The following is a 21529-nucleotide window of genomic DNA, read 5'->3' on the forward strand; positions in this document are numbered from 1 at the left end:
TCAGACTTCTATCGTTTTATTTGATCAATTCATAAATAGCTTCAGCATAGATTGCTGCTGCTCGGAAGAGATCGTCCAAGGCGATAAATTCATTGGCTTGGTGCATGGTGTCAATAGAGTCTGGGAACATAGCACCGTAGGCAACCCCGCGTTCCAGCAAGCGACCAAAGGTTCCACCACCGATGACTTGCTCGTGACCTTTAAGTCCAGTTTGTTTTTCATAAACATTCAACAAGGTTTGGACAAGTGGATCTTCCATTGGCACATAGTGAGGCGTGTGACCATGTTCAGAAAGGCTAACAGAAGCAACTGGCAAGTTTTCAAGGATTGACTTGATTTGCTCTGGGCTGGTTCCTTTTGGATAACGGATGTTGAGGGCAATCGTATTGTCAGCACTTGTTTCGTCAAAGCGGAAGACACCCGCATTCATAGAAAGGGCACCCATCTTTTCATCCACATGGGCAATCTTGAGATTTTCCCCCTCGTGGTCGTTCAAAAGAATTTTTCCAGCGATATCAAGGTAATCTTTAGCTGGTCCAGCAAAGTCAAACTGGCTAAGGAAAAGAGCTAGGTAAGTTGCACCATTGACGCCTGAAGCAGGCATGGCACCATGGGCTGATTTACCAATGATGGTCACCTTATATTGACCAGCTTCTTCTTGAATTTCTCTTCTGAGTTTGTGTTCTGCAACAAAAGCATCTAGTTTAGCTTGTAAGTCAGTCAAGTCACCTGAAACAACTGCCGTTGCTGATTCAGGTACCATATTTTCACGCAATCCACCTGTGAAGCTGTGAAGACGGGCTGCACCTGTATTCTCACCTGCAAAATGGAGGTATTCTGTGATATTTCCTTTTTCACCATTGATGATAGGGAATTCAGCGTCTGGAGAGAAACCGAAGTCTGGTTTCGCAAGTCCTACGTGCTCGAAGTAGTAGTCCATGTCTGCCCAGCCTGATTCTTCGTCTGTTCCGACAATGAAACGAACTTTCTTAGAAGTTGGAAGGCCCAATTCTTTGATGATTTTCAAACCATAGTAACAAGCTGTTGTAGGACCCTTGTCATCTGATGCCCCACGCGCATAAAGGCGACCGTCTTTGATAGTTGGTGTGTAAGGATCTGTGTCCCAACCGCTACCAGCCGGCACCACGTCCATGTGGGCAAAGATTCCGAGAACTTCTTCTCCATCACCAAACTCGAAGTGTCCTGCATAATTGTCGACATTCTTAGTTGGATAGCCATCACGGTCTGCGATTTCAAGGAATTTTTCCAAGGCTTTGACAGGCCCAGGCCCAAATGGATGCTCAGCATCAGCCTTGCTGTCATCACGTTCTGAGTTGATTTCCAAAAGGCTAAACAAGTCAGCCAAGAGGTCTTCTTTGCGTTTTTCTACTTCTGCTGTAAAATCAATTGCTGTCATTTTTTTCTTCTTTCTATCTTTTCTCGATGATTTCATCCACTGGCAAGCGGTAGCTTGGTTCCAATTTTTCGTCTGTGTAACCCACTGTAATCAAGAGTTCTGGACGGAAACGGTCTTCGATGTCCAAAACTTCGTTGGCTTTTGATTTGTCAAAACCAAGAATAAGATTTGATCCGATTCCTTGGTCTGTAAGAGCCAGAACCAAGTTCATGGCAACCAAACCTGCATTGAGGGCTAGGTAGTCGCTAACTTGTTGTTCATTGTAGCGTGCAAATTCAGCTGGCAAATTCTTCATGAAGTATTGAAGTTGTTCTTCTGAGAAATTGTTAGCGCCACCAACTCGGGCAATCTTACGGGCACGTTTGGCAAGGTCCGTATCTGTAAACAAGGCAATGGTCACAGGCGCTGATGATACCTGTTCAAAGTTTGAACCGTAAGCCAACTTTGCCAATTCAGCATTTTTCTCACGAACGACCACAAATTTCCACGGCTGGCTATTGTGGGCGCTTGGTGCCAAGGTTGCGATTTCGATAGCCGTACGCACATCTTTAGGATCCACAGGCTTATCAGTGAAATGCTTGGTCGCATGACGTTTTTTGTTTAATTCAAGAAATTTCATAATAGATTTCCTTTTCTAATTCTACTGCTTCCATTCTACCATAATTTGAAAGAGCTTGCAGGGATTTTTCATGATTAAGTTTTTTTATCACAGCCATAAAAAATATATATTGGTTCATCGGGAAAGTTTCTGATAAACTAACAGATAACTTTACATTTGAATGGAGACATTATGAAAAAATTTAGCCTATTACTAGCCATCCTCCCATTTTTGGTTGCCTGTGGAAATCAAGCTACACCTAAAGAGACTAACTCCCAAAAGACAATCGTCGTTGCTACAGCTGGCGATGTGCCGCCATTTGACTACGAAGATAAGGGAAATCTGACAGGCTTCGATATTGAAGTTCTAAAGGCAGTGGATGAGAAACTCAGTGACTACGAGATTCAATTCCAAAGAACTGCCTGGGAGAGCATCTTCCCAGGACTTGATTCCGGTCACTATCAAGCTGCAGCCAATAACTTGAGTTACACAAAAGAGCGTGCTGAAAAATACCTCTACTCACTTCCAATTTCGAACAATCCCCTCGTCCTTGTCAGCAACAAGAAAAATCCTTTGACTTCTCTTGACCAAATTGCTGGCAAAACAACACAAGAGGATACTGGAACTTCAAACGCTCAATTCATCAATAACTGGAATCAAAAACACACTGACAATCCCGCTACTATCGATTTTTCTGGCGAGGATATCGGTAAGCGAATCCTAGACCTCTCTAACGGTGAATTTGATTTCCTAGTCTTTGACAAGGTATCCGTTCAAAAGATCATCAAGGACCGTGGCTTAGACCTCGCAGTCGTTGATTTACCTTCTGCCGATAGCCCCAACAACTATATCGTTTTCTCAAGCGACCAAAAAGAGTTTAAAGAGAAATTTGATAAAGCGCTCAAAGAACTCTATCAAGACGGAACCCTTGAAAAACTTAGCAATACTTATCTAGGTGGTTCTTATCTCCCAGATAAATCTCAATTACAATAATACTCTTCGAAAATCTCTTCAAACCACGTCAGCTTTATCTGCAACCTCAAAGCTGTGCTTTGAGCAACCTACGGCTAGCTTCCTAGTTTGCTCTTTGATTTTCATTGAGTATAAGATATACTAAAAGCGATTGAACCAGCCAATCGTTTTTAGTTTGCATTGGTTATCTTAGGGAACTCTTACAAAAAATCAAAAAAATTCTTCACATCTTCTACATACCCATGCTTTTCTATTAAGCTTGCTAATAATTCCAGATTGTGCCCCTGATAGTTATCTTCACGACGTAGCTCTTCATACATTTCGATAAAGGGAAGTCCCTTGGATTTGGCCAATTCCAACTCCGCTTCATAGTCATAAGCGACTTTACGAAATAGGATATTGACCAATTCCCCATCTTCAACCTCTATCACGATATACTGGGCACGGTGATTTTTTAACGCCTCCCAGTTAAAATAGGGCATGCCAATCGACCCTGGATTGATGATTTGTTGTCCTTGACTGCCATAACGAAGCAACTGCTTGTGGACATGACCATAGACTGCCACGTCCGTTTCCGCATCTAGCAGTTGGTCAAATTTATCTGTATCATTCCCAACCAACAAGTCACCCCCATAATTTTTGTCAGGTAAATTATGAGAAAGAGAAAAGCGCAGTCCGTCAATTTCTTTCTTTTCCAGCAAAGGCAAGCTTCGTAGCCAGACAATCGTTGCAGAATCCATTCGCTCCATCAAAAACTGGGTCATGCGCATTGACTGGATTTCTTGCGGATCTTCCAAACCATATTCGCCATCCAAGGCCTCAAGGACACAATCATCCCAATTGCCTCGAACACTGGCTGTGATAGGAAGGTCCTTTAACAGAGCGACCAAGTCATTTGCGCCTGGACCAGGAAGAAAAATATCTCCCAGAAGCCAGTATTCACTGACTCCTTGATTTTTAGCATCTGCAATCACTGCTTCTAGCGCCGTCGTATTGCCATGAATATCTGATAAAATTGCGATTTTATGGTTCATGATGGTCTCCTTCTGTTTGATAATCTACTTTTTCTTCCGCCACTTGAGCCAATTCCACTTCTTCCTGCGGGTTCAACTTCCTCTGCACAGCCTCTGCAACAGCTCTAGGCACACCGACTTCGACAATCTCATCCACACTGGCTTCCTTGATTTTGGTCAGAGACTTGAAATGCTTCATGAGATTCTGCTTACGTTTAGGTCCCAGCCCTTCAATGCCATCCAATTGTGATGAAAAGGAATTTTTGGAGCGCAGTTGGCGGTGGAAAGTGATAGCAAAGCGATGCACCTCATCTTGAATGCGTTGGAGGAGGAAAAATTCCTGAGAATTGCGAGATAACTCCACCACCTCCAGCGGATCTCCAAAGAGCAATTCATGGGTTTGGTGCTTGTCATTTTTTTGCAAACCTGCAATGGGAATATCCAAACCCAGTTCCTCTTGTATGACTTGTTTGGCGATATTGACTTGACCTTGTCCCCCATCGATGACAATCAAATCTGGAGGAGTCAAACCGTCACGTTGAACTCGACCATAACGCCTGCGGATAACCTCTCTCATACTGGCATAGTCGTCTGGTCCAACCACAGTCTTAATTTTATACTTACGGTAATCCTTCTTACTAGGTTTTCCGTTGACAAAGACTACCATGGCTGAAACAGGACTGGTCCCCATGATATTGGAGTTATCAAAGGACTCAATGCGAACTGGAGTCGGGATTTGGAGCAAACGTCCTAGATTTTCAATAGCCCCTTGGGTCTTTTCGACAGATTTTTCTAACAGATTGAACTTCTGCTCTAGACTGACTCTAGCATTCTTTATAGCCAGATTGACCAACTGTTTTTTCTCTCCACGTTGGGGTTTGAGAATCTTGCTATCCACCAAGGCCTTAACAGCTTCTTCATCAATATCCTGCGGAATTAGTACCTCATTAGGAACCAGGTGAGATTTTTCTTGATAAAACTGCCCCACATAGGTCAAGAAGTCCTCATCCGGATCATTGTAATAGGGAAAGAGATTGACATCCCGCTCAATCAGCTTGCCCTGACGAACAAAGAAAACCTGAACACACATCCAACCCTTGTCCACATAGTAACCAAAGACATCACGATTTTGCAAATCTTTTGCCATGACCCGTTGCTTGGTCCGAAGAGTTCCAATGGCCTGAATCAGGTCACGGTATTCCGCTGCACGCTCAAATTCCATAGTCTGGGCTGCTGCTGCCATCTTACCCTTGAGCTCATCAATGATTTTGTCATCCTGCCCTTTTAGGAAATCAGAAACCTCCTGAGCCATAGACTTGAAATAGTCTTCATCCTTCTTACAAATGGTATGGGCCATACATTGACCGATATGGTAATAAAAACAGACCTTAGAGGGTGGATTGGTACACTTGCGAAAAGGGAAAATCCGATCCAGTAGCCGCTTGATTTCATTGGCTGCTCCCACATCTGGATAAGGTCCAAAGTAGAGACCTCCGTCCTTTTTGACCTGACGAGTGATAATCAAACGAGGATAGCGTTCATTGGTAATCTTGATGAAAGGATAAGACTTATCATCCTTGAGCATGATATTGTATTTAGGCTTATTTTCCTTGATCAGGTTGATTTCTAGGAGAAGTGCCTCAATATTAGACTCCGTAACAATAAATTCAAAATCCACAATTTCAGACACCAGAGCCTCTGTCTTAGTATCATGACTTCCACGGAAATAAGACCTCACGCGGTTACGCAGATTTTTAGCCTTTCCTACATAGATAATGGTGCCGTTTTTATCCTTGTGAATGTAGCAACCAGGGCTGGTCGGCAGGAGTTCTAGTTTTGATTTAATCAAGTTGTTCATAATTCCATTATAGCAAAAAAGTAGGGAAAGATAGTCCCCTACTCATTGGTCTCATATAATTTTCGAAGTCTTTCAACATCTTCTTCCTGGATACCATAAAAGGAACCCGCAGGTTGCATGACAGACTTTTCATCTGTATGGTCCAAGCCAATCGCATGCCCCAACTCATGTTCTGCCGTATGGACAATGCGCTCATAGGAATAGCCATAGTCAGGATTGGATAGATAATAATGATTCAACCGCACCGTTACGGATAAGAATTGCCCTGTTAAGAGATTGGTCTGACTTTCCGCCTCTCCTGCCACAGGAGTATCTCCGTCATTCATCTCCGTAGCCAAGATATCTGCCTTGCTGGACTCAGTCACAAGTTCAAAGTTAAAAGCACCAGTTTGATTCCAATTCTGGATCGCTTCTAAATAAGCCTCTTGAAAGCGTGAATCCATCTGCGAATCCAGGTAAATACGAGCAGAAGACTGTGGCCACCTTCCTTCAGAATGCTGGTGGCTATCTGTCTGGTTCAACTTAGGCAGTTGCCCTGTTTTTTCCCATTGGTCGATACTTTGTTGACCAATTTTTACTGACCGCTCTGCTTGCTTTAGCGCTCCTTGAAAATCCCCGTTCAGATACCAGAGAAGTCCGAAAGCAAGCGTACATAAGAGCACAACTATCCAAACCAGGCGCCAAAACAAACGCCAAATAAAATAAAAGAAAGCCCCTATCAAACGAAAAAGCCAACGCATATCTCTCCACCTTTCTAGCAAATAAAGTCTATTTTACTAAAACAAGCTGAAAGAAAACTAAATTATGACAATCTCTCTTCTAATTTGAAATTGATTGGCAGGGTTGCTAAAAAACGTTCCAATTGTTTTTCCCAGTAGTACCACTCGTGAGTTCCAGCACTATGGCTATAGGTCACATCAAAGCCTAATTTTTTGAGGTTTTTCACTGCTAGATTATTGGCTTCATACAAGAAATCCTGCTCACCACACCATGCCCAAAGCTTGGTCTTTTTGTCCGATTTTTTAGCCAGACTTTCAAGAGAATAAGGACTAGCTGTCCAATCTTTAATCTCTCCAAAAACACCTCGCCAGTAAGCTGGTGTCCCCAGATTTTGGCTTTCAGGAGAAAAATCTTGAAAGCTAAGGGCGCCTGAAAAACTAGCTGCATGAGAGAAACGATTTGTAGCAAGAGCCAGTTTGAAACAGCCATAGCCTCCCATAGAAAGACCAGCGATAAAGGTTTTTTTACGCTTACTAGTCATATTAGGGAAGAAGCGTTTCAGAACCTGTGGTAATTCCTCTGCTAGAGCTGTGTAATAGTCGAAACCATACTGGGTATCGGTGTACCAACCGTTGCTGGTGTTGGGCATGACGACGATAAGGTTAGTTCCTCGAAGCAAGCGTTCTACGTTGGTTCGCTTAAGCCAACTATTATGATTGCCAGACATCCCGTGCAAAAGGTACAAGACAGGGATATCTTTACATTCTGGTTCTTCCACTCGATTAGCGTCAGGATAGAGAACATTCACTCCCCACTCCATATCCAAAACTTGTGAGTAATACTCAATCTTCATTACTGCCATAATTTTTTCCTCTATTTTTCTATAAGAAAAAGCCGAAATTCGACTTTCTCTCTGTTTATTTCAACGATTATTTTACTTCCATAACTACTGGTAAAATAGCTGGACGACGCTTGGTTTGGTCAAAAAGGTACTTGGTCAAATTATCACGAACCTTCCCTTTAAGATCAGCCCAGTCAAAGTCATCTCCTTGAAGATAGTCTTCTACCGTTTGGTTAATCAATTCTGAACTTTCACGGAGAATATCGCGACTCTTCTTGAGATAAACGAATCCACGCGTGTGAACACGAGCCTTGGCCACAATTTTCTTCTCACGACGGTTAACGGTAATTGCTACAATGAAAATACCATCCTCTGACAAGACCTTACGATCACGAAGAACCACATTTCCAACATCACCAATAGCATTCCCGTCAATCAAGACATCCCCTGCCGAAACCGCTCCAGCTGGGACAAAGTCTCCATTCTCATAAGCCATGCTGGTTCCCTTTTTAGGGATAAAAATGCGTTCTGGCAACATCCCAACTGCCATAGCAGCCTTAGCATGGGCATCTAACTCACGGTATTCCCCTTGAATTGGAAAGAGATACTTGGGTTGCAAGAGATTGATCATCAACTGCAAATCACGCGCATTTCCGTGCCCTGACACACGCAAGCTTTGAGTGATCAGTTTGACAACCCCTCCAGCTTGATAAATCATGTTTTCCACACGCGCCATAACTGCTTCTTTGGCGATAGATGGAGTGGTTACGATATAGACCAAATCACCTTCCTTGATTTCCACATAACGGTGGCGACCAATCGACATCTTGCGAAGACCATTGATTGGCTCACCCATTCGACCTGTCTCAAGGATGATCAACTCATGGTCTTCAAAACGAGACATATCTTTTGGCTTAATCAAAAGACTCTCGTTAGCTAGAGACAATTTCTTAAGGCGAATAGCAGTACGGACGATATTTTCAATATCAAATCCTGTCAAAACCACACGACGACCTGTTGCATCCGCAGCGTCAAACACCTGCTGGATGCGAGAGAGGTTGCTGGCTACTGCTGCAACGATGATACGACCATCCCAGTCCGAAATGGTTTGAGTGATCTCGTCCCCAACTTCACTTTCGCTAGCCACTTGGATATTGCTATCTGCATTGGCTGAATCGCTAAGAAGAGCCAGAACTCCATCACGACCGATTTCTGCCAAACGAGCGAAGTCTGTCGCATAGGATTCACTAGCTGTCTGGTCAAATTTGAAGTCACCTGTATAAACGATACTACCTTCAGCTGTCTTCAAGACAACACCCAGACTTTCTGGAATAGAGTGGGTCGTACGGAAGAAGGACACCACAGTCCCTCCAAAATCAATCTCCGTATCTTCATCGATAACATGGAAATCATTGAATTTCTTAACTGTGTCATTTCCTTTGACAAAAAGTTTGGCCAACTCAATGGTTAACTCAGAGCCAAATACAGGTACCTTGGCTTCAGCCAAGAGATAAGGCAGAGCACCAATGGCATCCGCATGGCCGTGGGTCAAGAAGACCCCAGCGATACGATCGCTATTTTCAAAAAGGTAGTCCATATTGGGAATGACCACATCCACCCCTAGTTGTTCATTTTCAGGGTATTTTAGACCTGCATCCAAAACGAAAATAGACCCATCGATTTCAGCGATATACATATTTTTCCCATTTTCACGCACACCACCAAGTGTTGTTAAACTGATATTACTCATTTTTCCTCCGAAAGCTTAATTTATCTTGATTATAGGGTTGCTTACCCTCTTATTCTAAAAGCACTATTACTTTTAGCCGAATCTTTTCCTACCATTATACCATTTTTTTGATGATTTTCAAAATGAAGATTTGTTTTCAAAAAAGAGCTGGTTGCCCAACTCTTTCCAATCTGCTACTATTTCTCCATCAAAAAGTCATAAATTTCTTGCACGGTACCCAGCGCCATCATTTCTTGGTCTTTGACGGTTTGTTTGAGATTTTGGTAAATTTGACTGTCTCCTATCTCCCGCTTTGGCGCTTCTTTATTGACTGTCATGACCCCATCTTTGATGGTCACAAAGCTTAGTTCTTCAAACACTTGAATCATCTTGACCAGCAAGATTTGTTGAATATTGAGATAAGCAGTCAAATCTTTCAGCTTGTAGCGAATATCAAACTCTGGGAACTGGTAGATGGTCTTGTACAATTTAGCAAACTGCTCTCTAGTCCCATAGCCTGTCAGATAGTAGGCCTTATCAATATCATTTTTGAAATAAACGGCAGAGAAATTCTGTTCCTGAAAAATGGTCTTCAGCTGAGTAATATCTTCAGGAATGGTTTTTACGACAACAGCTTCACTATTTACTAGACTCGGTAATTCTCCAGCAAAATCCAAGACTGGAACTCCTTCTGGCAAGACTGCATTCTTCCCGCGGATGTTAAAAAGTTGAACACCCTCCACACGCGCATCCACCATCATCAACTGCAGGGCAGTTTGACCATTCCATTGATTGACAGACAATTTGACTGCCAGCTCTAGATTCTTGGTTTGAGCATATTCTGTTGCCCATCTACCTTGGCCAAAGGCTACCACTTCAAAATTCGCTTCACCCTTAGAGATTTTCAGTTTGAGATGGGCATTGCCTGCCCCCATAGTACGAGCACTTTCGACCTGAAAATCCTTTATATAAAAGATAGGTTTCTGATTGTCCATACCAAAAGGTGCCAAGCGCTCAAAGTTCTTGACTGTTTCAAGACTCAAAGTCTCCAAATCCAGCTCTTCATCTAGATTTAACTTATTCTTGCCAGCGGCATCTGCACCTTTTTCACGGACATAATCTTCCAAGACCTGAGATAAATCTGAAAGTTTCTCAACTTCCAGCGTCATACCTGCTGCACCAGCATGACCACCAAAGGCGATGAAGAGGTCTCGATGGGGATCTAGGGCTTCAAAAATATCGACCGCTTCCACGCTACGAGCACTTCCCTTGGCACGACCACCTTCTATATTAAGAACGATGACTGTCTGTCCTAGTTCTTCTAACAAACGACCAGCCACGATTCCTAGAACCCCAGGATTCCAGCCTTCCTTAGCCAAGACCTGGACCTTCTTCTCAGGATCCACCATGGTCTTGGCTTCTTCATAGATAGACTGGACAATTTCCTTACGCTCTTCGTTTTTCTGATGAATCATAAGGGCAATCTCATGCGCTTCCTCATCATCAAACCCAGTCAGCAAATCAATAGCTGGGTTGGGATCGTCCAAGCGCCCCAAGGCATTTAAACGAGGAGCAATCTGGAAACCAACCGTTTCTTCTGTTACTTCGTTGGCAGCAATCCCAGCCATGTCTAGCATTTCTTGCAGACCAATACGCTGAGTATGCCCCAACATTTCCAGACCATACTGAACCAAGATACGGTTCTCATCTGTCAAACTAACCATATCAGCAATGGTACCGATAGCAACCAAATCAAGCAGTTCCACTTGGATTTCCTCTAAAAGGGCACAAGCTAACTTGAAAGCCACTCCGCAACCAGCCAAATATTTGAAAGGATAGTCTGCATCTGGATGTTCAGGATGGATGATGGCGTAAGCATCTGGCAGGGTTTCAGGCATGGAATGGTGGTCGGTCACAATGACATCCACTCCCATAGACTGGGCCATTTCAATGGCTTCATGACCAGCAACCCCATTATCCACCGTCACAATCAAGGAAATCCCTTCTTGCTCGATAAAGTATTTATAAACACTGGCATTGGGACCATAGCCATCGGTAAAGCGATTGGGTAGGTAAACCCGACACTCGGCGCCAAGCTGTTCCAAACTTTCCTTCACAATAGAAGCCGAAGTCATGCCATCCGCATCATAGTCTCCATAGATGAGAATATTTTCCCCTTCTTCAATGGCCTGACGAATACGAGCCACTGCCTTGTCCATATCATGGAGCAGATAAGGATCATGCAAATCCTCCAAGGAAGGTTCTAAAAACTTCTTCAGACTTTCTTCATCCTGAATCCCTCTCTCAAATAATAGCCGAGCCACTTCAGGACCCAGTCCAGCCTTCTTGGCTATCTTTGTAAAATCCGCATCTTCAACCTGCGGGGCAAACTGCCATTCATAAGTAGGTGTTATCAAAAAGACATCCACTCTTTCTAAGAATTCTATTGCTTCATTATAACATGATTTAGACGTTTTCTCTATCCAGATTGCTTTTTTATAAAATTTTAGTGAATTTTTTCAGATATGATTTGACAAGGCCATTCTTTTGGTGTAGAATCGTGTTATAAAATCTAACACAAAGGAGATTCCTTATGGCTTTAGTAGAATTTGAACACGTCGAAAAATATTACGGAGACTACCACGCACTCCGCGACATCAATCTCCGTTTTGAAAAAGGACAAGTCGTTGTCCTCCTTGGACCCTCTGGTTCTGGTAAATCTACTCTTATCCGCACCATCAATGGTTTGGAGGCTGTCGACAAGGGAAGTCTTCTAGTAAATGGTCACCAAGTTGCTGGTGCCAGCCAGAAAGATTTAGTACCGCTTCGCAAGGAAGTCGGTATGGTTTTCCAGCATTTCAACCTCTATCCACACAAAACAGTGTTAGAAAACGTAACACTTGCACCCATAAAAGTTCTAGGAATTGATAAAAAAGAAGCTGAAAAAACGGCCCAAAAATATCTGGAATTTGTAAATATGTGGGACAAAAAAGATTCTTATCCAGCCATGCTATCTGGTGGACAAAAACAACGAATTGCCATCGCTCGTGGTCTTGCCATGCATCCTGAACTCCTCCTTTTTGATGAGCCAACATCTGCCCTTGACCCTGAAACTATCGGCGACGTTCTGGCTGTTATGCAAAAATTGGCTCACGAGGGTATGAATATGATTGTCGTGACCCATGAAATGGGCTTTGCCCGTGAAGTTGCGGACCGCATCATCTTTATGGCTGACGGAGAAGTTTTGGTGGATACGACAGATGTCGATGACTTTTTTGAGAATCCAAGCGAACCACGTGCCCAACAATTCCTCAGCAAAATCATCAACCATGAAAGTGACAAAGTCAAATAAGGAGGCGCCTATGAAAAAGAAATTCTTTTTATCCGCATTATTGATTAGCCTTTTCAGCCTTGCTGCTGCAAAACCAGTTCAGGCTGATACCACTGTCGCAGATATTCAAAAGAGAGGCGAGCTAGTTGTCGGTGTCAAACAAGACGTTCCCAATTTTGGCTACAAGGATCCCAAGACAGGGACCTATTCTGGTATCGAAACGGACTTGGCCAAGATGGTAGCTGATGAGCTCAAGGTCAAGGTTCGTTATGTGCCAGTTACAGCGCAAACTCGCGGACCCCTTCTAGACAATGAACAGGTCGATATGGATATCGCGACCTTCACCATCACAGACGAACGCAAAAAACTCTACAACTTTACCAGTCCCTACTACACGGACGCTTCTGGCTTTTTGGTCAATAAATCTGCCAAAATCAAAAAGATTGAGGACCTAAACGGCAAAACCATCGGAGTCGCCCAAGGTTCTATCACCCAACGCCTGATTACTGAACTGGGTAAAAAGAAAGGTCTGAAGTTTAAATTCGTCGAACTTGGTTCCTACCCAGAATTGATTACTTCCCTGCATGCTCATCGTATCGATGCCTTTTCCGTTGACCGCTCGATTCTGTCTGGCTACATCAGCAAACGCACAGTACTACTAGATGATAGTTTCAAGCCATCTGACTACGGTATCGTTACCAAGAAATCAAATACAGAGCTCAACAACTATCTTGATAACTTGGTCACCAAATGGAGCAAGGATGGCAGTTTGCAAAAACTTTATGACCGTTACAAGCTCAAACCATCTAGCCATTCCGCAGAATAAGGAGGACACCCCATGACAGATTTATCATCTTGGACAGCCTATTTTCAGGATTTTGGACAATTTTTCAATGGTTTCCTCTTCACTCTTGCCCTAGCTATCGGATCCTTTATCCTCGCCATGGTTTTAGGCATCTTCTTCGGAGCCATGTCAACCAGTAAACGTCCGATATTGAGAATTTTGGCTCGCATATTTGTGGAGTTTTACCAAAACACTCCCCTCTTGGTGCAGTTTGTTATCGTTTTTTATGGCCTACCTCTTATCAGTGACCATATCATCATGATTCCGATTTATTGGACGGCTGTCCTCTGCGTGGGTCTCTATCACGGCGCCTATATCGCCGAGGTTATTCGCTCAGGGATTCAGTCTATTCCTAGCGGTCAAATGGAGGCTGCCCTGTCACAAGGATTTACCTATATCAGTGCCATGCGCTTGATTATCTTGCCTCAGGCCTTTCGTATCATTCTCCCTCCTTTGACCAACCAAATCGTCAACCTCATCAAAAACACCTCTACAGTCGCTATCATTTCTGGAGTAGACTTGATGTTTGTGACCAAGTCTTGGTCGGCTCTTAACGGAAACTACATTCCAGCCTTTTTAGGCGCTGCCCTGCTCTACTTCTCTCTTTGCTTCCCTGTTGCCCAGTTTGGTCGCAAAATGGAGCAAGCCAACAAAAAAGCCTATTCGCTTTAGGAGGTTACTATGGAATCCATTTTAGAAGTTTTGACCCCAGATAACCTAATCTTTATCTTTAAAGGATTTGGCTTGACCCTCTATATTTCTCTGATTGCCATCATCCTCTCTACCCTTATCGGTACGGTTCTAGCTGTCATGAAAAATGGGAAAAATCCTGTCTTGCGTATCATCTCCAGCATTTACATCGAGTTTGTGCGCAACGTTCCCAACCTTCTCTGGATCTTTACTATCTTTTTAGTTTTCAAGATGAAATCCACTCCAGCTGGTATTACAGCCTTTACCCTCTTTACCTCAGCAGCCTTGGCTGAGATTATCCGAGGTGGCCTCAATGCTGTGGACAAGGGCCAGTACGAAGCAGGAATGTCGCAAGGATTTACCTCTGCGCAAATCCTCTATCACATCATTCTCCCACAAGCAATCCGCAAAATGTTACCAGCCATCATTTCTCAGTTTGTAACCGTGATTAAGGATACCAGTCTTCTCTACTCTGTTATCGCCCTACAAGAACTCTTTGGAGCCAGCCAAATTCTCATGGGCCGTTATTTCGAACCAGAGCAGGTCTTCAGTCTTTATATCCTGATTGCCCTCATCTACTTCAGCTTTAACCTAGCAATCTCTAGCCTGTCACATATGCTAGCAAAACGTTGGCAACAAGCCGCAGAATAAACAGCCACTCTCCAGTTCAATTGGAGAGTTTTTTATGATAGTAAACATTTATAGATCTCAATTTGACACCATACTTTTTCTATGATAAAATGTAACAAATTTATTTACAACAAATCAAAATCTTAATGAAATGGAATTTTCTATGAAATCACTCAAAGGAATACTTTTTATCATAGCTAGTTTTGTCTTGACTATTTTGACTTGGATGAGCACTTCTCCCCAATTCATGATTCCAGGACTAGCTTTAACAAGCCTATCTCTGACCTTTATCCTAGCCACTCGTCTCCCACTACTAGAAAACTGGTTTCACGGTTTGGAGAAGGTCTATACTGTCCACAAATTCACAGCCTTTCTCTCCATTATCCTACTCATCTTTCATAACTTTAGTATGGGCGGTTTGTGGGGCTCTCGCTTAGCCGCTCAGTTTGGCAATCTTGCTCTCTATATCTTTGTCAGTATCATCCTTGTCGCCTATTTAGGCAAATACATCCAATACGAAGCTTGGCGCTGGATTCACCGCCTGGTTTACCTGGCCTATATTTTTGGACTCTTTCACGTCTACATGATGATGGGCAATCGCCTCCTCACATTTAATCTTCTAAGTTTTCTTGTTGGTAGCTATGCCCTTTTAGGCTTACTAGCTGGTTTTTACATCATCTTCCTTTATCAAAAGATTTCCTTTCCCTATCTAGGGAAAATTACCAATCTCAAACGCTTAAATCACGATACTAGAGAAATTCAAATCCATCTTAGCAGACCTTTCAACTATCAATCAGGTCAATTCGCCTTTCTAAAGATTTTCCAAGAAGGTTTTGAAAGTGCTCCGCATCCCTTTTCCATCTCAGGAGGTCACGACCAAACTATTTACTTTACTGTCAAAAATTCAGGCGACCATACCAAGAATATCTATGACAATCTTCAAGTCGGTAGCAAAGTAACCCTAGACAGAGCTTACGGACACATGATCATAGAAGAAGGACGAGAAAATCAGGTTTGGATTGCTGGAGGCATTGGGATTACCCCCTTTATCTCTTACATCCGTGAACATCCTATTTTAGATAAACAGGTTCACTTCTACTATAGCTTCCATGGAGAAGAAAATGCAGTCTACCTAGATTTGCTCCGTAACTATGCTCAGAAAAACCCTAATTTTAAACTCCATCTAGTAGACAGTAGGAAAGATGGCTATCTTAATTTTGAGCAAGAAGAAATGCCTGAACATGCAAGCATCTATATGTGTGGTCCTCTTTCTATGATGAAGTCACTTGCCAAACAGATCAAGAAACAAAATCCAAAAGCAGAGCTTATTTACGAAGGATTCAAGTTCAAATAAGCACTCATACTCTCCTGGAATTTCCCAGGAGTTTTTTCTACACAACCGCAAAAAACACTGCCAGATTTCTAACAGTGTTTTGAGTTTCATTTATCTTAGTAAACTGTTCTTTCAGTTTCTACATCGAAGAAGTGGGCTTTGTTCAAGTCAAATCCAAGTTCAACTGTTGCGCCTGTTTGCAAGTAGTCACGAGCATCAACTTTAGCAACAAATTCGTCTTTACCAACTTGGCAGTAAAGGTGAGATTCTGAACCAAGCAATTCTGATACAGAGATAGTAGCTTTTACAACTGATTCTGGGAATGTTTCAAGGAATGCTTCCTCTGCATTCACGTCTTCTGGACGGATACCGAAGATCAATTCTTTACCTTCATAGCCTTTTTCACGAAGAACTTTCAAAGCACCTTCTGGAACTTTCAAGCGGAAACCGTCTGAAACAATTTCGCTACCAACCAATTTCACGTTGATGAAGTTCATTGCTGGGCTTCCGATAAATCCTGCAACGAATTTGTTAACTGGGTTTTTGTAAACTTCTTGAGGAGAACCGATTTGTTCTACACGTCCAATAGTACCTGTACCAGCAGGGTTCTTAGTTGCTGACATGATAACGATACGGTCTGCAAGTGTCATCGCTTCTGTTTGGTCGTGAGTTACGTAGATAGTTGTAGCCCCGATACGACGGTGGATTTTAGCGATTTCAGCACGCATTGATACACGAAGTTTAGCATCCAAGTTTGACAAAGGTTCGTCCATCAAGAACACTTTTGCATCACGGACAATCGCACGACCCATGGCAACACGTTGACGTTGACCACCTGAAAGGTCAGCTGGTTTACGTTCCAAGAATTCTTTCAATCCAAGGATTTCAGCTGCTTCTTGAACACGTTTATCGATATCTTCCTTGCTGTATTTACGCAATTTCAAACCGAAAGCCATGTTGTCATAAACAGTCATGTGTGGGTAAAGAGCGTAGTTTTGGAATACCATGGCGATATCACGGTCTTTTGGAGCCACATCATTGACAACCACGCCATCGATAGAAGCAGTACCTTCTGTGATGTCTTCAAGACCTGCAATCATACGGAGAGTAGTTGATTTACCACATCCTGAAGGTCCTACGAAAACGATGAACTCTTTGTCTTTGATGTTCAAGTTGAAATCTTCAACTGAATAGTGTTCGCTGTTTGGATATTTTTTGTAAATATTTTTAAGATTTAATTCTACCATGAGGTGAACTCCTTTTGTCTTTTGATAGTTTTATTATATATGAAAACGCTTTACTTTTCTATGGCAAGGTGACCAAAAAAATAAAAAAGTTCTGTGCAACTTGCACAAAACTTTAGAGAATATCTGGTAAAATCAACTGATAACACAAGGTCAGGTCGGTCAATTCCTTCAACTGCAGGCCTGTCAATTCTTCCCATTTATCAATCTTGTATTGGAGAGAATTGCGGTGCAGATAGAGTTGCTGGGCTGTTTTAGTGAGAACAGCACTATTTTCCCAAAGAGAGAGAATGATTTCCTGAATCTGGTCTTGATCCAAAATCATCTGGTGCAGGCAGTCCTTGATTGTCTTCAAGTCCACAAGCCCTTCCCCAAGACTCCAGAGATAGAGTTGCGAAAAAGTGTGAACTCCTTGGTGACCCTGACGCCACCAGATCTTAAACAAATCTCGCTCCGCTTTGATTAAGTCTGATAGGGCTTGATGTCCAGCCTGAGACCAAACCTGGCCTAACATGATAGACAGACGCAATCCAAAGTCATACTCAACCGCTTCAATCGTATCACTTAAGATAGCTCGTACAGAGGTGTATTTGTCTTGTTGAAGCACGAAAACATAGTCCTGAGCTCCAACTTGAAGCACTGTCTGACAGTTGGGAAAAAGAGTCCGCATCATATCTAGCCAAGAAGCTAGATTTTCCTGCTGAAAATAGGAAAGATGGCAATAAACCAACTGAATCTTTTTAAAAGTTTTCGGTGCCTGTCCCTTGCCCTCAATCAGATAAGAATACCAAGGATTGAGCGAACGAGCCTGCTCTTGCTGAGTCAAAAGAGCAACCAACTGCTTTTCACGCTCGCTAAGTCCAGCTTCCTCCAGCAAAATCCACTGCTGAGAAGCTAAAGGGAAAGTGAGATAGCCCTCTCTCTTTACTGGTTGGTTTGAAATCTGAGCTTCAGGAAACCAGTCTTGTAGTTCTTTTGCCATCATGTCCTAGCCCTCCACTTTTTGGATGCACCACGAAATCAAGCTCTCAAGACGTTCCAGATTTTCAGTCATATGGAGATAGCCCATGACTGCTTCAAAACCTGTGGACATGCGATAAGTCACCACACCGGCATTTTTAGCCTTTGTGTGGCTATTGGTATTGCGGCCACGTTTATAGATTTCTTCTTCTTTTTCCGTCAGGACTTGCTCCTCCAACATAAGGGAAATCAAGTGTGCCTGAGCCTTGGCTGACACATACTTGGTCGCCTCTTGGTGGAGTTTATTGGGTTTGGTCATGCCTTTAAGAATGAGGTGACGGCGAATATACATAGAATACACCGCATCCCCCTCAAAGGCTAGCGCAATCCCGTTAATGAGATTGACATCAATCACGTGTCCACCTCACTCCATCCTTGGTGTCAAGGAGCTTAATTCCTTGAGCAGCCAATTGGTCACGGATTTGGTCCGCTGTAGCAAAGTCACGATTGGCACGCGCTTCTTGGCGTTTTTGGATCAGGTCTTCAATCTCTGCATCCAAAACCTCCTCAACAAAGACAATTCCAAAGACTTCTAACATATTCGCAAGAGCCTGCTTAACACTTGCATCATAGTTGCCAGAGTTAATCCACTTGGCCATTTCAAAGACAACTGTAATACCATTAGCAGAGTTAAAATCTTCATCCATTGCAGCCACAAACTTATCTTTAAAGGCCTGTAACTCTTGAATATCTACAGTCCCAGAAAATGGTTGCTCGTAAGTATTTTTGAGATACTTGAGATTTGTCTCAGCGTCTCGCACTGCTTTTTCCGTAAAGTTGATTGGTTTACGGTAATGCTGAGTCGCAAAGAAGAATCGAAGTACTTGCCCGTCAAGAGTTTTGAGGGCATCGTGTACGGTTATAAAGTTGCCCAAGGACTTGGACATCTTGACATTATCGATATTGACAAAACCATTGTGCATCCAGTAATTGGCAAAAGTCTTGCCTGTTTTGGCTTCTGACTGGGCAATTTCATTGGTATGGTGAGGAAACTCGAGATCGGCTCCACCACCGTGGATATCAATGGTATCTCCCAAAATCTCTGTCGACATGACCGAACACTCGATATGCCAGCCTGGACGACCAGGTCCCCAAGGACTGTCCCAAGAAATCTCGCCAGGTTTAGCAGCTTTCCATAGTGCAAAGTCTACAGGATTTTCCTTGCGAGCTGTTTCTTCATCAGTACGACCTGATGCACCTAGCTCCAAATCTTCCAAGGTTTTATTGGCTAATTTGGCATAGTTGTGGGATTTTTCTACACGGAAGTAGACATCCCCTTGACTCTCGTAAGCAAAACCTTTCTCGATCAAGTCTTCCACAAAATGGATAATGTCAGCCATAAACTCTACCACACGCGGATGGCGAGTCGCAGGCTTGACGCCCAAAGCCGTCACGTCCTCACGAAAGGCAGCAATGTACTTGTCCGCAACCTCCTGAGGCGTGATCCCTTCTTCCTTAGCACGGTTGATAATCTTATCATCCACATCCGTGAAATTGGAAATATAGGCAACCTCGTAGCCACGGTATTCAAAATAACGACGAATGGTATCAAAGGCCACCGTTGAACGGGCATTCCCCACGTGAATATAGTTGTACACCGTTGGTCCACAGACATACATCTTAACCTTACCGTCCTCAATTGGGACAAATTCTCGCAAATCACGAGACATGGTGTCATAGATTTTAATCATAAAATAATAGTCAGGAAATCCAAAATCCAAGAACAGTTAGTCTCATCACTGATAGTTCAATTGAATTTCAGTCCGAATGTCTCTAGACTTCGGAATCCCTTGCTCCTTTCTCATTCAGATAAACCACCTGGGTCTGTTTGACAAAGCCAATTTTTTCATACAAATGTTTGGCACCTACATTGCTATCTTCCACTGCAATCTGAAATTCCTTATCATTTTGCTCAATTAGTTGGTTGACAAGAGATTTTGCCAAGTAGCTTCCATAGCCTTTTCCACGTTCAAGTTCTGATATTGCTAAACCGTAGAAGTAATTCGTATTAGTCGATAAATCAACCGTGCAAGTTCCAATAACATGACCGTTTTTTAACAAAATATATAGGCGACTTTCTGGATCCTTCAGAGCTTCAGCGACATATCTATCCACAACTTCTCTAGATTCATGTTCCTCTGAAAATGCCTGAAATTTTAACTGACTAATTTGATCCTGATAGGAACGATCTGCTAACAAAACTTCAAGATTGGAAAGCTTTTCTAACGGATAAGGTCTTCTATCCTTACCTAACCAGGTTTCTGTATCCTCGTCTTCGACCAATCCCCAGTTGCTGACAAAATCAGGATAACGGTCTAGAAAAACACGCTCTGTCTGAAAAGTCACAGACTCAATTGGATAAGATGCCGTTTCTTTCTCAAAACTTCCATACAAAGCCCGCGCAATGCCTTGACGACGATGATTGGGGTGGACCAGGATCGCTACTTCCACATCTTGGTCATCAGCATAGACAGTTAAGAGACCAACAAGTTCGCCTTTTTCATAATAAAGGAAAAAGGCGGGCATGTTTGGGTCAAAATTAAGCATGTTAGAGAGATAGGGATCACGATAGGTACCGTCATAGTTTTGGCAACAGTTAATTAGTTTTTTCGCCTCAGATAACTCCTCTTGGCTTAACTTGTTTCTTGCTTGAATCATATAGACATCCTCTACAGCCCAGACGATCTGTGACTGGCTTCTTTAGCCTGCTCGAGTTTATTAACGTAGTACTCTCGTTTTTCTTCGACTTCGTGAATGACCGGCTCGTCTTTCTTACCATGAAGGCGAACAATCTTAGCTGGAATACCGACAACCGTCACATCACTAGGTACGTCTGCCACAACGACTGCTGCTGCACCGACCTTGGCATTTTCACCGATTTCCACTGGACCGATAACTTGGGCATGAGCGGATATGAGAGCTCCCTTTCGAACGGTCGGATGGCGTTTGCCAACATCCTTACCAGTCCCCCCAAGAGTCACTCCGTGATAAAGGAGAACACCTTTTTCAACAATCGCTGTCTCCCCAATCACCAGACCAGAGCCGTGGTCGATGAAAACACCTGAATCAATCTGAGCACCTGGATGAATCTCAATCTGAGTCCAAAAGCGCCAAAACTGACTGTGCATACGAGCCAGGAGTTTGAAGCCATGCTTCCAGAGAAAATGGGAGAGACGGTGGGCCGCCAAGGCCTTGACACCTGGATAAGTCAGCAAAACCTCCAAAGTGGTGCGGGCCGCTGGATCATTTTCTTTTACGATATCAATGGTTTCGCGCCACCATCCCATAC

The 21529-nt window shown here is 43.1% G+C and carries 20 protein-coding genes; 6 read left to right on the top strand and 14 right to left on the bottom strand.

What is annotated here, in order from left to right; translation table 11 throughout:
* Window positions 1–16 precede the first annotated feature (16 nt).
* Window positions 17–1417, bottom strand: a complete 1401-nt coding sequence (pepV, locus tag SK629_RS08020) for a dipeptidase PepV (RefSeq protein WP_042901371.1) — start codon at window positions 1415–1417, stop codon at window positions 17–19.
* 13 nt (window positions 1418–1430) lie between these two features.
* Window positions 1431–2036 carry a nitroreductase family protein gene (locus SK629_RS08025; RefSeq protein WP_042901373.1) on the bottom strand — a complete coding sequence of 202 codons (606 nt, stop codon included), beginning with the start codon at window positions 2034–2036 and terminating at the stop codon, window positions 1431–1433.
* Window positions 2037–2207: 171 nt separating this feature from the next.
* On the opposite strand from SK629_RS08025, the gene SK629_RS08030 reads away from it, so the two are divergent.
* On the top strand, window positions 2208–3008 hold the full coding sequence (locus SK629_RS08030) for an amino acid ABC transporter substrate-binding protein (protein ID WP_042901374.1): 801 nt from the start codon (window positions 2208–2210) through the stop codon (window positions 3006–3008).
* A 179-nt stretch (window positions 3009–3187) separates the two neighbouring features.
* Here the strand turns inward: SK629_RS08030 and SK629_RS08035 are convergent, their stop codons facing one another.
* From SK629_RS08035 to recJ, 6 genes are all read right to left on the bottom strand, one after another.
* Entirely contained in the window at window positions 3188–4021 is an 834-nt protein-coding gene (locus tag SK629_RS08035; RefSeq protein WP_042901375.1) for a metallophosphoesterase family protein, read from the bottom strand.
* Window positions 4011–5858 (bottom strand): excinuclease ABC subunit UvrC, encoded by a 1848-nt coding sequence (uvrC, locus tag SK629_RS08040; protein WP_042901376.1) that lies wholly within the window; start codon window positions 5856–5858, stop codon window positions 4011–4013. The genes SK629_RS08035 and uvrC overlap by 11 nt, the downstream gene beginning before the upstream one ends.
* Before the next feature lie 38 nt (window positions 5859–5896).
* Entirely contained in the window at window positions 5897–6598 is a 702-nt protein-coding gene (locus SK629_RS08045) for a M57 family metalloprotease (RefSeq protein WP_042901377.1), read from the bottom strand.
* A gap of 62 nt (window positions 6599–6660) precedes the next feature.
* Window positions 6661–7440, bottom strand: a complete 780-nt coding sequence (locus SK629_RS08050) for an alpha/beta hydrolase (protein ID WP_042901378.1) — start codon at window positions 7438–7440, stop codon at window positions 6661–6663.
* Between the two features lie 67 nt (window positions 7441–7507).
* Entirely contained in the window at window positions 7508–9169 is a 1662-nt protein-coding gene (locus SK629_RS08055; protein WP_042901379.1) for a ribonuclease J, read from the bottom strand.
* A 176-nt stretch (window positions 9170–9345) separates the two neighbouring features.
* Complete coding sequence (gene recJ, locus SK629_RS08060) at window positions 9346–11565, bottom strand: single-stranded-DNA-specific exonuclease RecJ (RefSeq protein ID WP_042901380.1); 2220 nt, start codon at window positions 11563–11565, stop codon at window positions 9346–9348.
* Between the two features lie 176 nt (window positions 11566–11741).
* On the opposite strand from recJ, the gene SK629_RS08065 reads away from it, so the two are divergent.
* From SK629_RS08065 to SK629_RS08085, 5 genes are all read left to right on the top strand, one after another.
* Window positions 11742–12500, top strand: coding sequence for an amino acid ABC transporter ATP-binding protein (locus SK629_RS08065; protein ID WP_042901381.1), 759 nt, complete (start codon window positions 11742–11744; stop codon window positions 12498–12500).
* A gap of 10 nt (window positions 12501–12510) precedes the next feature.
* The gene (locus SK629_RS08070) at window positions 12511–13305 is read left to right on the top strand and encodes a transporter substrate-binding domain-containing protein (RefSeq protein WP_080710264.1); all 795 of its coding nucleotides are present in this window, start codon (window positions 12511–12513) and stop codon (window positions 13303–13305) included.
* 12 nt (window positions 13306–13317) lie between these two features.
* A complete protein-coding gene (locus SK629_RS08075) occupies window positions 13318–13995 on the top strand; it encodes an amino acid ABC transporter permease (RefSeq protein ID WP_000131137.1) in 678 nt (225 codons plus the stop codon).
* Between the two features lie 9 nt (window positions 13996–14004).
* Window positions 14005–14664, top strand: a complete 660-nt coding sequence (locus tag SK629_RS08080; protein ID WP_042901382.1) for an amino acid ABC transporter permease — start codon at window positions 14005–14007, stop codon at window positions 14662–14664.
* A 142-nt stretch (window positions 14665–14806) separates the two neighbouring features.
* Complete coding sequence (locus tag SK629_RS08085) at window positions 14807–15997, top strand: ferric reductase-like transmembrane domain-containing protein (protein WP_042901383.1); 1191 nt, start codon at window positions 14807–14809, stop codon at window positions 15995–15997.
* Between the two features lie 95 nt (window positions 15998–16092).
* Here SK629_RS08085 and SK629_RS08090 read toward each other — a convergent pair whose 3' ends face one another.
* From SK629_RS08090 to cysE, 6 genes are all read right to left on the bottom strand, one after another.
* Entirely contained in the window at window positions 16093–17223 is a 1131-nt protein-coding gene (locus tag SK629_RS08090) for an ABC transporter ATP-binding protein (protein ID WP_042901384.1), read from the bottom strand.
* 112 nt (window positions 17224–17335) lie between these two features.
* Window positions 17336–18205 carry a helix-turn-helix domain-containing protein gene (locus tag SK629_RS08095; protein WP_042901385.1) on the bottom strand — a complete coding sequence of 290 codons (870 nt, stop codon included), beginning with the start codon at window positions 18203–18205 and terminating at the stop codon, window positions 17336–17338.
* A gap of 3 nt (window positions 18206–18208) precedes the next feature.
* Window positions 18209–18595: a Mini-ribonuclease 3 gene (locus SK629_RS08100; protein WP_042901386.1), complete on the bottom strand. Its 387-nt coding sequence runs from the start codon at window positions 18593–18595 to the stop codon at window positions 18209–18211.
* Window positions 18588–19931 (bottom strand): cysteine--tRNA ligase, encoded by a 1344-nt coding sequence (cysS, locus tag SK629_RS08105; protein WP_042901594.1) that lies wholly within the window; start codon window positions 19929–19931, stop codon window positions 18588–18590. Before cysS ends, SK629_RS08100 begins: the two co-directional genes overlap by 8 nt.
* A gap of 82 nt (window positions 19932–20013) precedes the next feature.
* Window positions 20014–20898 carry a GNAT family N-acetyltransferase gene (locus tag SK629_RS08110; RefSeq protein ID WP_042901387.1) on the bottom strand — a complete coding sequence of 295 codons (885 nt, stop codon included), beginning with the start codon at window positions 20896–20898 and terminating at the stop codon, window positions 20014–20016.
* Between the two features lie 11 nt (window positions 20899–20909).
* On the bottom strand, window positions 20910–21527 hold the full coding sequence (cysE, locus tag SK629_RS08115) for a serine O-acetyltransferase (RefSeq protein ID WP_000539976.1): 618 nt from the start codon (window positions 21525–21527) through the stop codon (window positions 20910–20912).
* Window positions 21528–21529 lie beyond the last annotated feature (2 nt).

This window comes from Streptococcus mitis (assembly GCF_000722695.1).
GTDB classification, from domain to species: domain Bacteria; phylum Bacillota; class Bacilli; order Lactobacillales; family Streptococcaceae; genus Streptococcus; species Streptococcus mitis_O.